Source organism: Phenylobacterium sp. (assembly GCF_004799515.1).
In the GTDB taxonomy this organism is placed as follows: Bacteria; Pseudomonadota; Alphaproteobacteria; order Caulobacterales; family Caulobacteraceae; genus Phenylobacterium.
In genome coordinates this window covers 18911-30540 of sequence record NZ_SSMX01000052.1, presented here as the reverse complement: position 1 = coordinate 30540, position 11630 = coordinate 18911, and the positions used below count along the sequence as shown (strand labels likewise).

Annotated in this window: 12 protein-coding genes; 6 read left to right on the top strand and 6 right to left on the bottom strand. The window is 70.8% G+C overall.

Translation table 11 applies throughout. The annotated features are described in order from the left end of the window. The first annotated feature begins 158 nt into the window (after positions 1-158). Positions 159-338, top strand: coding sequence for a hypothetical protein (locus tag E8A49_RS20140; protein ID WP_293385863.1), 180 nt, complete (start codon positions 159-161; stop codon positions 336-338). A gap of 28 nt (positions 339-366) precedes the next feature. Here the strand turns inward: E8A49_RS20140 and E8A49_RS20135 are convergent, their stop codons facing one another. Next, on the bottom strand, positions 367-861 hold the full coding sequence (locus E8A49_RS20135) for a hypothetical protein (RefSeq protein WP_293385861.1): 495 nt from the start codon (positions 859-861) through the stop codon (positions 367-369). A gap of 37 nt (positions 862-898) precedes the next feature. Here E8A49_RS20135 and E8A49_RS20130 point away from each other — a divergent pair, with 37 nt between their 5' ends. The 3 genes from E8A49_RS20130 (at position 899) to vsr (ending at position 3677) form a co-directional block, all read left to right on the top strand. Next, positions 899-2053, top strand: a complete 1155-nt coding sequence (locus tag E8A49_RS20130) for a DNA cytosine methyltransferase (protein ID WP_293385995.1) — start codon at positions 899-901, stop codon at positions 2051-2053. Positions 2054-2142: 89 nt separating this feature from the next. Further along, positions 2143-3132, top strand: a complete 990-nt coding sequence (cysK, locus tag E8A49_RS20125) for a cysteine synthase A (protein ID WP_293385859.1) — start codon at positions 2143-2145, stop codon at positions 3130-3132. A 134-nt stretch (positions 3133-3266) separates the two neighbouring features. Next, entirely contained in the window at positions 3267-3677 is a 411-nt protein-coding gene (gene vsr / locus E8A49_RS20120) for a very short patch repair endonuclease (RefSeq protein ID WP_293385857.1), read from the top strand. Here vsr and E8A49_RS20115 read toward each other — a convergent pair. Beyond that, positions 3654-4991, bottom strand: coding sequence for a hypothetical protein (locus tag E8A49_RS20115; RefSeq protein WP_293385855.1), 1338 nt, complete (start codon positions 4989-4991; stop codon positions 3654-3656). The genes vsr and E8A49_RS20115 overlap by 24 nt on opposite strands. 56 nt (positions 4992-5047) lie before the next feature. Here E8A49_RS20115 and E8A49_RS20110 point away from each other — a divergent pair, with 56 nt between their 5' ends. Beyond that, positions 5048-5602, top strand: coding sequence for a PadR family transcriptional regulator (locus E8A49_RS20110; RefSeq protein ID WP_293385853.1), 555 nt, complete (start codon positions 5048-5050; stop codon positions 5600-5602). On the opposite strand, the gene E8A49_RS20105 is transcribed toward E8A49_RS20110, so the two are convergent. Genes E8A49_RS20105 through E8A49_RS20090 form a run of 4 tightly spaced genes read right to left on the bottom strand, consistent with a single transcriptional unit; the run spans position 5580 to position 8904 of the window. Further along, a complete protein-coding gene (locus E8A49_RS20105; RefSeq protein ID WP_293385851.1) occupies positions 5580-6095 on the bottom strand; it encodes a hypothetical protein in 516 nt (171 codons plus the stop codon). The genes E8A49_RS20110 and E8A49_RS20105 overlap by 23 nt on opposite strands. Before the next feature lie 8 nt (positions 6096-6103). After that, on the bottom strand, positions 6104-6580 hold the full coding sequence (locus E8A49_RS20100; protein WP_293385849.1) for an OsmC family protein: 477 nt from the start codon (positions 6578-6580) through the stop codon (positions 6104-6106). 17 nt (positions 6581-6597) lie between these two features. Then, positions 6598-8391, bottom strand: coding sequence for an acyl-CoA dehydrogenase C-terminal domain-containing protein (locus E8A49_RS20095; RefSeq protein WP_293385847.1), 1794 nt, complete (start codon positions 8389-8391; stop codon positions 6598-6600). A gap of 39 nt (positions 8392-8430) precedes the next feature. Further along, positions 8431-8904 carry a MerR family DNA-binding transcriptional regulator gene (locus E8A49_RS20090; protein ID WP_293385845.1) on the bottom strand — a complete coding sequence of 158 codons (474 nt, stop codon included), beginning with the start codon at positions 8902-8904 and terminating at the stop codon, positions 8431-8433. A gap of 207 nt (positions 8905-9111) precedes the next feature. Here E8A49_RS20090 and E8A49_RS20085 point away from each other — a divergent pair, with 207 nt between their 5' ends. Then, complete coding sequence (locus E8A49_RS20085) at positions 9112-11571, top strand: zinc-dependent metalloprotease (protein ID WP_293385843.1); 2460 nt, start codon at positions 9112-9114, stop codon at positions 11569-11571. Positions 11572-11630: the final 59 nt, after the last annotated feature.

Here is an 11630-nt window from a genome sequence, read left to right as displayed (position 1 = left end):
CACTTTGCCGCCGCCGGACGCGTGCGGGCAAGGACAGACTGGCGGCCAGGGCCGGCCGCCGCCGCACCCTGACTCCCCGCAGCTTGACCGGCAGCTTGACTCTGGGAACCCGCCGCCGCGCCCGGGCTTTTCTCCACCGCGACAAGCTTGAGGCGACCATGACCGAGACCCCGACCCAGACCGAGACCCGCGCCGCCCGCGCGCCCCTCGACCTGAAGGCCGTCCTGGCCCTGGTCGCCGCCGCAGCGATCGCCGTGGGCTTCGTCCTGCCCGGACCGCATGTGAGCAAGGCCGCCGGCCACTCGCAGTTCCAGACCCTCGAACTGCAGCACGGCTGAGCCGCGCCGCCGCCCTCGACCTGACCGGCTATTTCACCGGCGCCGGCGGAACGCCTTTCGAGCCTGCCGGGCCGCCGCAGCCGCTGAGCGGGGTGTCGTCCGGCATGTCGACCTCAGCCACGAACGGGAAGATCCGGCCGGTTTCGGGATCCGTGCAGGGGCTGGCGTAGAGGGTCACCTTCATCGTCTGGCCGTTCGGCAGGGTCCCGAGCCAGTTCGCGGAATGCGGCTGGATGTCAGCGCCGGGCGAGGTCGCCGTCGCGTCGGCCTGGGCGTAGCGGGTCACGCTGAGCGCCGTCCCCCGCACCTTCAGGCTCCAGGCCGGCGAGGCCCCGTGGGCGTCCAGCGGCTGGGCGAAATTGCTGGCCGTGTCCGGCGGCGGCGGCTTGGCCTCGCTCTCGTCGCCGCCCTTGCCGCCACAGGCGCTGAGCGCCGGCAGCACGAGCGCGAACGCCGCCGCCGCCGCCCAAGGCCCGTGTCCCGGTGAAAGTCCGCGTCCGGGTCTCGCCGGGGTTTTGGGCATGAAGGTCCCTCGTGGCTGGCAAATCAGGGTACGAAGCATATCCGTGAGCGGCCCGGGCTACACCTTCTACGAATTCTTCGCCGGCGGCGGCATGGCGCGCCTGGGCCTGGGCGAAGCCTGGGCCTGCGCTTTCGCCAACGACTTCGACCCTGTCAAGGCGGCCACCTACCGGGCGAACTTCCCCGACGCGGCGGAGCATTTCCACGAGGGCGACGTCTGGCGGCTCTCGGCGAGCGGCCTGCCGGGCCACGCCGACCTCGCCTGGGCCTCCAGTCCCTGCCAGGACTTCAGCCTGGCGGGCGCACGGGCCGGGCTCTCCGGCGGGCGGTCCTCGGCCTTCTTCGGCTTCTGGCGGCTGGTGGAGGGCCTGGCCGCCGAGGACCGTGGCCCCCGGAGCATCGTCATCGAGAACGTCAGCGGCCTGCTCACCTCGCATGGCGGGCGCGACTTCGCCGCCCTCGGCCAGGCCTTGGCGGACGAGGGCTACAGCTTTGGCGCGCTGGAGATCGACGCGGCGGGATTCCTGCCGCAGTCGCGGCCGCGGGTCTTCGTGGTGGCCACGCGCGCGCCGCCGCCGCCTGCGCTCACCGGCGACAGTCCCTTCCACACCCGCGCGGTGAAGGCCGCCGCCGCCGGTCTGCCACCGGCCCTGGCCGCGCGCTGGGTCTGGTGGCGGCTGGCCGCGCCGCCCGCCCGCAACGCCGACCTTGCGGCCCTGCTGGAGCCGGACGCCGACGTCGCCTGGCACCCGCCGGAGCGCACCGAGCGCTGGCTGGCGCTGATGGCCCCGCTGCACCGCGTCCGCCTGGAGGCCCTGCGGACGCGCCGCGAGCGGCAGGTCGGCGCGGTCTACCGGCGCATGCGCACCGAGGATGGCGTGCGGGTGCAGCGGGCCGAGGCGCGGTTCGACGGCCTGGCCGGCTGCCTGCGCACCCCGCGCGGGGGCTCCTCGCGCCAACTGATCGTGGTGGCCGGCGAAGGACGGGTCCGCACCCGCCTGCTCACCCCGCGCGAGGCCGCCCGGCTGATGGGCCTCCCGGAGGCCTACCGCCTGCCGCCGGCGGCCACCTCGGCCCTGCATGTGGCCGGCGATGGAGTGGCCGTTCCGGTGGTGCGTTGGCTGGCCGCCCAGCTCCTGGAGCCGCTGCTGGCTGAGCCCGCGGTCATCTCCGCCGAATGGGCCGCCGAATAGCCGACGGCGCCGCCCGACGGGGCCTTCCAATCCCTCGCGGAACCCTTAGGTTCGCGGCCAAAGGGCGAAGCTCGGAAAGGCCTAGAGGCATGGATTCCACCCCGGACAAGATCTACGACGCCGCGCGTTTCCAGCGCGCCGGGCGCGGCAAGATCTTCGACTCCATCTTGGACACCGTGGGCGACACCCCGCTCGTTCGGTTGCCGCGGCTGACAGCGGCGCTGAAGCCCAAGGGCGAGGTGGTCGCCAAGCTGGAGTTCTTCAACCCGATCGGCTCGGTGAAGGACCGCATCGGCGTGGCCATGGTCGAGTACCTGGAGGCCCAGGGCCTCCTGAAGCCGGGCGGCATGATCGTTGAGCCGACCAGCGGCAACACCGGCATCGCGCTCGCCTTCGTGGCCGCAGCCAAGGGCTACCGGCTGACCCTGGTGATGCCCGAGAGCATGTCGATCGAGCGGCGCAAGATGCTGTTGATCCTGGGCGCCAAGCTGGAACTCACCCCCGCCGAGCGCGGCATGGCCGGCGCGGTCGCCCGCGCCCGCGAGATCGTCGAGGCCACCCCCGGGGCGGTGATGCCGCAGCAGTTCGACAACGTCGCCAACCCGCTGATCCACCGGGTCTCCACCGCCGAGGAGATCTGGAACGACACGCAAGGCCGCGTGGACGCGGTGATCAGCGGCGTCGGCACCGGCGGCACCATCACCGGCGTCGGCCAGGTGCTGAAGGCCCGCAAGCCCTCGGTCAGGATGATCGCCGTCGAGCCCGAGACCTCGCCCGTCCTCTCCGGCGGCCAGCCGGGACCGCACAAGATCCAGGGCATCGGCGCGGGCTTCGTCCCCTCGATCCTCGACCGCGGGGTGATCGACGAGGTGGTGCAGGTCGGCAACGACGACAGCTTCGCCATGGCCCGGCGCGTGGCGGCGGAAGAGGGCATCCCGGTGGGCATCTCCTCCGGCGCGGCGCTCACCGCGGCCTTCAGCGTGGCGGCGCGCGACGACATGGCCGGCAAGCTGATCGTGGCCATCGTGCCGTCCTTCGCGGAACGCTACGTCTCGACGGCGCTGTTCGAGGGGTTGTAGGCGGAGCCGCGGCTCGGGGCGCCAAGGCTCGCACCAACCATGGCATCAATGACCGGAAATCGCCTCACGGTGCTCCCAAACTCCGCTCATCCCCGCGGACGCGGGGACCCAGGCTTTTTCCGGCAAACGGCGCCGTGACCGACGTCTACCCACCCGAAAAGCGCTCGGCCGTTATGCGCCAGGTCAAGGCGCGCAACACCACGCCCGAGCTTACCGTCCGCAAGGCGCTCACCCGGCTCGGCGCCCGCTACCGCCTGCACCGCAAGGACCTGCCCGGAAACCCCGACATCGTCCTGCCGGGCCGCAGGCTGGCCCTCTTCGTCCACGGCTGCTTCTGGCACGGCCACGACTGCGCCCGCGGCGCGCGGGTGCCCAAGCAGAACCGCGACTACTGGGTCGGCAAGGTCGGCCGCAACCGCGCCCGCGACGCCAGGGCCCGCGAAGCCCTGGCCGCCCTCGGCTGGCGCGTGGAGACGGTCTGGGAGTGCGACCTGAAGGATGCGGGCGCACTGGCGGCGCGGCTACGGGCGCTTCTCGCCGGCTAGGTTGGCCAGCCACTCGGCCTTCACGTCTTTCGCCACATAGCGCACGGCGACGGGCGGCAGCATCAGCGCCGGCGCGGGTTGGCCGGCCGTCACCAGCACCTGGTCGATGGGGATCGTGTCGTCGGCCTCCCTGGCGACGAAGGCCTGCACCAGGCGGACGCCGGATTTCGGCAGCAGCGACGGCGGGATCGGCCGGGGCTTGCGGCCCATCTGCGCCAGCCAGCCGGGGCGGCCGTCGACCGTGGCGCTCTGCGGGTGGATCACCTGCAGATCGATCGAGCCCGCCAGCAGGCCGACCGTCAGCGGCTTTCCATCGCGCATCAGGACCACCGAGCGGCCATGCGCCTTTCGGACCGCAATACCGTAGAGGTCCGCATTCGACCGGTTCATGGGCAGGGGCGTGAGCCCGCCCTGGTCGATGGTCAACGGATCGATCCCCGTGGCCTGCTTGAGCCGCTGGGCCATCCATTCGGCCTGGCCGCCCTCGATCGCGATGGGGCGCTTGGCGAGGTGGTGCTCGCCCGAATAGATCAGGATCTTCGCGTTCGGATATTTGCGCACCGCGCGCCGGACCAGGTTGTCGGTCTGGTCCTGATCCCGCTGCGCCTCGCTGACGAAATCGCCGCCGAACTCGTAGGAGACCAGGCGATAGCCCAGGGCCAAGGACTGGCGCAGGAAGTCGGCGAACACCGGATCGTCCAGGTAGTAGCCGCTGGACTGGCGGACATAGCCGTCGGCGGAGAGCTTATCCATCTTCGCCTGCACCTCGCCATCGTCGGCGCCGCGGTGCAGGGCTTCGGCGGCCAGCACCGTGTAGCCGAGGGGCCGCAAGGCGCGGGCGACCTGAAGCCCGAAGGCCCGGCTGCGGGGTTCGAGGTGGTTCTCGTCGAGGATGACGATGCGGGTCTTGCGGGCGCGCCGGACGATCTCCGGGATGGCGGCCACGCCGGTCGCCGCGCGCAGGTCGGCGACCTGGCTTTCCGAAACCTGGAAATCGGGTCCCTTCGCCGGGTTGAAGGTCGCCATTCCGGTCATGGTCGACATGACCTGGGCCCACTGGTCGAACACGTCCGGGTCCTTGATCTCGCTGGCCGAGGCGACGCCGAGGTTGGCCAGCAGACCGAAGGAGGCCTCCAGATAGCGGCCGTGGCTGGCGTCCTGGACGGACTGCGCATTGGCGGCCTGCACCCGCTCGGCCGCCTTGGCCGCGGGGGTCTTGGCCGCGGCCGGCGCGACTGGTGGCTGCGCCCGTCCCGCGCCGGCCATCGCCACACCCATACCGATCAGGACGAGGAGGGTGGTAAGTGGTCGCATAACCCAACTCCATAGTACGATTCGTACTATCGACGCCGCCGCGGGGGAAAGCAACGATGAACCAGACCAGGAGGCTCAGCGAGCTGGAGGGCGCGATCCTTTCGGAGGTCGAGCATTGCGGCCAGACGACCGCCTTCCAGGTCCGCCGGGCCTTCGCCGACTCCTTCTCTCTGGAATGGAAGGGCAGCGCCGGCGCGGTCTACCCGGCGGTGCGGCGGCTGGCGCAGGACGGCCTGCTCGACGCCTCGGCAGCGCAGGGTGGGCGCGCGACCCGCCGTCTGTCGATCACTGACGCCGGCCGCCAAGCGCTCACGGCCTGGGCCTGCGACGCGGCGCGCGCCACCAGCAGCGGCGTCGACCCGTTCCGGCTGCGGGCGGGCATCTGGTCGTTGCTGCCTGCGTCGGAACGCCAGGCGCTGTTCCGGGAGCTCGACGCCCGGATCGCCGGCAACATCGAGGAAATGGAGGCCCATCTGGGCCGGATGAACACCGTGGAGCGGCCGCGGGTGGCGCTGGCGATCGCCTTGCAGCAGTCGCGCCGGGATTTGCTGGCGGACTGGGCCGACCGGGACGCCGTTGCGCCTCGTCTCAGTGAAACGCCCGCCAGATGAGCCAGACGTAGGCGCCCAGCGTCGGCAGCGCGGTCACCACCATGCCGAAGGCGCGGCCCAGAGGGTGGATCAAGTATCCGATCCAGAACGCCGCGCAGCCGAATGCGAAAAGTCCGGCCATGGCCGGGATCAGGGCCAGCGCGCCGTGCGGCAGGCTGAGCGCCAGACCAGCCCAAGCGATGGCGGCCAAAACCACCTGTTCCAGGGTATTCTGATTGTAGCGCAGATTGATCTCCAGCGCGTGGTTCGCCGGCGTACGCGTGCCGTCGATGGCCTCCGGCACAAAGCCTCTTCGGGCGGCGACCTGGATGCCGGCCAGGAGCGTGAGACCGGGGACCAGCAACCAGCGCACCGCGAACGCCAGGCGGTCGCCGGCATCGTCGGCCGGCAGACTCACGTGCGCGGCGAGCACACCGGCTTTCAGCACCACCCCGGCGACAAGCAGGACTCCGAGCAGGGCGCCGAGGAGGAGGATGAGCTGCTTGCGGCGCACCGGCCGGCCTAGACGCCGCCGACCAAGGCTTCCTCCACCACGATCTCGGTCTTCACCGAGTTGGCGATGAAGCAGATCTCGTGGGCGCGGTGGTGCATGTGGTGGGCGCTGGCCGCGTCGGGGCTGCGGCCGGCGTAGGCGATCTCGGGGCGTAGGGTCACGCGGCTGACCCACATCTCGCCGTCGTCGCGCTTCTCCATCACGCCCTCGGCGGTATCGCGGTAGTGCGTCACGCTGAATCCGGCCTCGCGGGCGACGTGCAGGAAGCTCAGCATGTGGCAGGTCGCGATGGCCCCCACCAGCATCTCCTCCGGATCGAGGGCGCCGGGGACGGACCACCTGTTCCCCACCACATGCGGCGAGGCGGTGCCGGGCGCCTCGAAGCCCGAGCCGAACACCACCGAATGGCCGCGGCTGTAACGGCCTGTGGCGAAGTCCTCGCCGTCCTTCAGGCTCCAGTCGGCGGTGGCGCGATAGGTGGCCATGGGGTGGCTCCTTTGCTTCAGAACGCCTCGGCGGGCAGGGCCATCATGGTCTCCGCCCCGGTCTTCAGCTTGGCCAGGTGGGCCGCGGTCTGCGGCAGGACCCGGGCCATGTAGTAGCGGCCGACCGTCAGCTTCTCGGCATAGATGGGGTCGGCAGCCCCGTCCGCGATCTTGGCCTGGGCGGTCCGCGCCATCTTCGTCCACATGTAAGCGAGCGCCGTCAGGCCGAAGAGGTGCAGGTAGTCGGTGGAGGCCGCGCCGGCGTTGTCCGGGTTGGCCAGGCCGTTCTGCATCAGCCACAGGGTGGCCTCCTGCAACTCGCCCTTGGCCTTGGCCAGGCCCTCGGTGAAGGGCTTCAGCTCGTCCAGGCCCAGCGCCTCGGTCTCGGCGACATAGCCGTCCAGTTCGGCGAAGAAGCCCATCACCGCGCGCCCGCCGTCGGCGGCCAGCTTGCGGCCCACCAGGTCGAGGGCCTGGATGCCGTTAGTGCCCTCGTAGATCAGGGCGATGCGGCAGTCGCGCAGGTACTGGCTGACCGGGAAATGCTCGGTGAAGCCCGCGCCGCCGTGCACCTGCATGGCGTCGGAGCAGACCTGGAAGCCCTTGTCGGTGAGGAAGCCCTTCAGCACCGGGGTCATCAGCGCCATGTAGTCGTGGCCCTTCTGGCGCGCCGCCTCGTCGGGGCTGGCTTCGGCCAGGTCGCCGTGCAGGGCGGTCCAGAACAGGAAGGCGCGGCCGCCTTCGATGATGGCGCGGGAGTCCATCAGCATCCGGCGGATGTCGGGATGGACGATGATCGGGTCGGCCGGGCCGTCGGGGTTCTTCGGCCCCGTCAGCGAGCGGCCCTGCAGCCGCTCCTTGGCGAAGGCGGCGGCGGCCTGGTAGGCGGCCTCGGCCTGGGCAAGGCCCTGCATGCCGACTCCCAGTCGCGCCTCGTTCATCATGATGAACATGATCGAGAGCCCACGGTTCTCCTCGCCGAGCAGCCAGCCGGTGGCCTCCTCGTGGCTGATCACGCAGGTGGCGTTGCCGTGGATGCCCATCTTCTCTTCCAGGCCCAGGCACTTGACGGAATTGCGCGCGCCCGGCGCGCCCTCTGCGTCGGGCAGGAACTTCGGCACGATGAACAGGCTGATGCCGCGGGTGCCGGCCGGCGCGCCTTCGATGCGCGCCAGCACCAGGTGGACGATGTTCTCCGTGAGGTCCTGCTCGCCGCCGGAAATCCAGATCTTCTGGCCGGAGATCTTGTAGGTCCCGTCGCCGTTCGGGACCGCCTTGGTGCGCAGGAGACCCAGGTCCGTGCCGCAGTGCGGCTCGGTCAGGTTCATGGTGCCGCCCCACTGGAACGACGCCAGCTTGGGCAGGTAGAGGTCCTTCTGCTCCGGCGTGCCCGCCGCCAGGATCGCCGAATAGGCGCCGTGGGTGAGGCCCGGGTACATGGAAAAGGCCATGTTCGCCGAGGAGCTCATCTCGGAGAAGGCCAGGTTGACCACATGCGGCAGGCCCTGGCCGCCGTAGGCCGGGTCCGAGCCCAGGCCGGGCCAGCCGCCGGCCACCAGCTGCTCGTAGGCCGCCTTGAAGCCCTTGGGCGTGGTGACCGAATTGTCGGCCGCCCAGTGGCAGCCTTCCTTGTCGCCGACGCTGTTCAGGGGCGCCAGCACCTCGGCCGTGAAACGGGCCGCCTCGTCCAGGATCTGGTCGACGGTCTCCATGGACGCATCGGCGAAGGCCGGCAGGTTGGCGTAGCGCTCGAGCTCCAGGAGATCGCGCAGCAGGAAGGCGTGGTCGCGGACAGGCGGCTGATAGGGCATCGCGGTCTTCGTCTCCGAAAGCCGCGAGGAAGCCCGCGGCTATTTGACTTCGCTATGTTCCACGCCGTCGAGGCGTCGGCGCAACATCTGATCGTAGTCGGCCGCGCGGGGAAGCAGGTCCGGCCGGGTTTCGGCGAGGCGTTTCTCCATCGCTTCGCAGCCCGCCTTCAAGGTGCGGATCTGTTCGTCGACGTCGATCCTCTGCTGTTCCAGCGCCACGATGCGCTCCTGGAACTTGCGCAAGCTCTTGGCCGCCTGCTGGGCGCCGCCATCATCGACTTCGTAAAGGTCGAGGATTTCGCCGATCTCGGCCAGGGCCAGGCCCACGCGCTTGCCTTGCAGGATTAGCTGCACCCGGGCGCGGTCCCTGTAGGAATAGACCCGGTTCATGCCGTCGCGGGCGGGCGAGAGCAGGCCCTTGTCCTCATAGAAGCGCAGGGCGCGCGGGGTGCATTTGAACTCCTGGCAAAGCTGCCGGATGGTGAAGGTGCGGTTAGGGCGGCGCAGGTCCATGGGCGTCAGGTCCTCTGGGGGCGCGATCGACGGATGAGATTATTGACACTGTAAAACTATGCTTCCGTGAGGGTCAAGGCGGCTGACCTTACGTCGCCCTGGTTTCGGGCGCCGGGGGCGGAGGGCCTGAATTTGCGTCCGGGACGGCTTGGCCGTGGCCGCCGCCTGCGCCTAGTCTGGCGCCTGTCGATGTCGGGGGATGTGAAGTTGAAGCGTGCATTGTTCGGGGCCGCGGCCGCCGTGATCCTGTTGGCGGCCGGCCCTTCGCTGGCGTTCCAGGATCGTCCGCCGGCCGACGCGGTGGCGGGCCTGACCCGCCAGGACGGCCTCCTGCCCACCTACGTCGACAAGGCCAAGGGCCGCATCCTGGTCGCCCTGCCGGCGCCGGACGCCGAAGGGGTGAGCGGCCGCTTCCTCTATGTGACCGCGCTGAAGACCGGCCTGGGCTCCGCCCCCGTGGGCCTCGACCGCGCCCGCATCAGCCAGAGCCGGATCCTGGTCTTCCGCAGGTTGGGCGCCAAGGTGATCGCCGAGTACGAGAACCCGCGCTTCGTGGCCAAGGGCGCCTCGGCCGACGAGCAGGCCGCCGCCCACGACGCCTTCGCCGTCTCCACCGTCTGGGCCGGACGCGTCGAGGGGACCACCGCCGACGGCCGTATCCTGGTCGACCTCTCGAGCTTCCTGACCCGCGACGTGGAGGACATCGCCGGCGACCTGCAGCGGTCCGGCGAGCGCGGCTACAAGCTGGTTCCGGATCTCTCCGTGGCCGATCCCGCCGCGGTGAAGGTCTTCCCGCTGAACCTGGAGTTCGAGGCCCGCCAGACCTTCACCTCCGACACGCCCGGGCCGGAGGTGCGCAACATCGCTCCGGACCCGAAGCTGATCACGCTCACCGTCCGCCACAGTTTGATCAAGCTGCCGGACCCCGGCTATCAGCCGCGCGAGTTCGACCCGCGCACCGGCGGCTTCGACTCGATCGTCTATGACTACGCCGCCCCGCTGGACAAGGACCTGGCGGTGCGCCTGGCCCACCGCTTCCGGCTGGAGAAGACCGATCCGACCAAGGCCGTGTCGCCGGTCAAGAAACCCATCGTCTACTACGTCGACCGCGCCGCGCCGGAGCCGGTGCGCACCGCCCTGCAGCAGGGGGCGGCCTGGTGGGCCAAGGCCTTCGAGGCGGCGGGCTTCAAGGACGCTTATCGCGTGGAGATCATGCCCGAGGGCGCGGACCCCCTGGACGTGCGCTACAACGTCATCAACTGGGTGGACCGCGCCACCCGCGGCTGGTCCTACGGCCAGTCGATCACCGACCCGCGCACCGGCGAGATCATCAAGGGATCGGTGCTGCTGGGCGCGCTCCGGGTGCGCCAGGACATGCTGATCTTCGAGGGCCTGGTGGGCGCCGACCAGGACGGCAAGGGCGGGCCCAACGATCCGGTGCAGGTCTCGATCACCCGCCTGCGCGAGCTGGCGGCGCACGAGGTCGGCCACACCCTGGGCTTCGCACACAACTTCGGCGCCTCGACGCAAGGGCGCACCTCGGTGATGGACTACCCGCCGCCCCGGGTGAAGCTGACGGGCGGCAAGATCGACCTCTCCGACGCCTACGGAAAGGACATCGGCGACTGGGACAAGTTCATCGTCGACTGGCTCTACGCCGACGTGCCGCCGGGCGAGGCCGGCAGGAAGGCCCTGGCCGACAAGGCCCGCGCCGGGGCGGAGAAGCTGCGCTTCGTACAGGACGACGACGCCCGGCCCGTGGACTCCGGCCATCCGGCGGGCGCGATCTGGGACGACGGCGCCGATCCGATCGCCGAACTCGACCGGATGATGGCGGTGCGCAAGGTCGCCCTCGATCAGTTCGGCGAGAAGGCGCTGCGTCCCGGCGAGGCGCTGGAGGCGCTGCGCCGCAAGTTCGCGCCGATCTACCTGCTGCACCGCTACCAGGTGGAGGCCGCCGCCAAGTCGGTGGGCGGCGTCGACTTCGGCTACGGCGTCAAGGGCGACAAGAACGCGGTGGCCGTCGTGGTCCCGGCGGAGCGCCAGCGCGCGGCCATGGCCGCGCTGTTCGCCGCCATGACGCCCGAGGCGCTGGACACGCCCGAGCGGCTGGCGGGTCTGCTGTCCTCCGGCCAGGCCGGCCGGCCCGACCGGCAGACCGCCATCGAGATCATCCCGATCGACGGGGGGTCGATCTACGACAGCCTGGCGGCGGCGGATGTGGGCGCGACCGTGGTGCTGGACGCGCTGACCGCGCCGGCCCGCCTCAACCGCCTGGTCGACCAGCACCGCCGCGACGCCAGCGAACCGGGCGTCGGCGAGCTCACCGGCCGCCTGCTGGACGCGGCCTTCAGGCCCGCGACCGGCCGCTACGCCGAGATCGCGCGGCGGGTGCAGACCCGCACGGTTCTGGAACTGGCCGGCGCGGCGCGCATGGCCGCCACCTCGCCGGGCGCGGCGTCCGAAATCGACCAGGCGCTCGACGACCTCGCCGGCAAGCTGAAGGCCCAGCCCGGCGCGGACGCAGAGGAACGCGCCCACCGCCTGCATCTGGCGGCCCTGCTGGAGGACAAGGACGAACTGCGCCGCGTCCTCGCCGACCCCAAGATGAAGGTCGAGGTCCCGCCCGGCATGCCGATCGGCGAAGACGACGACGGGGACTTCTAGAAGAGGGCCACGGAAGACACGGAAGCCGGCCAACCTATCTCCCGAGCGTCCCGGCGTTC

Coding starts and splice junctions, on each gene's coding strand:
- E8A49_RS20090 (WP_293385845.1), bottom strand. CDS start 8,904: ATGGACCTGCGCCGCCCTAACCGCACCTTCACCATCCGGCAGCTTTGC.
- E8A49_RS20095 (WP_293385847.1), bottom strand. CDS start 8,391: ATGCCCTATCAGCCGCCTGTCCGCGACCACGCCTTCCTGCTGCGCGAT.
- E8A49_RS20115 (WP_293385855.1), bottom strand. CDS start 4,991: ATGCGACCACTTACCACCCTCCTCGTCCTGATCGGTATGGGTGTGGCG.
- cysK (WP_293385859.1), top strand. CDS start 2,143: ATGGATTCCACCCCGGACAAGATCTACGACGCCGCGCGTTTCCAGCGC.
- E8A49_RS20100 (WP_293385849.1), bottom strand. CDS start 6,580: ATGGCCACCTATCGCGCCACCGCCGACTGGAGCCTGAAGGACGGCGAG.
- E8A49_RS20135 (WP_293385861.1), bottom strand. CDS start 861: ATGCCCAAAACCCCGGCGAGACCCGGACGCGGACTTTCACCGGGACAC.
- E8A49_RS20110 (WP_293385853.1), top strand. CDS start 5,048: ATGAACCAGACCAGGAGGCTCAGCGAGCTGGAGGGCGCGATCCTTTCG.
- E8A49_RS20140 (WP_293385863.1), top strand. CDS start 159: ATGACCGAGACCCCGACCCAGACCGAGACCCGCGCCGCCCGCGCGCCC.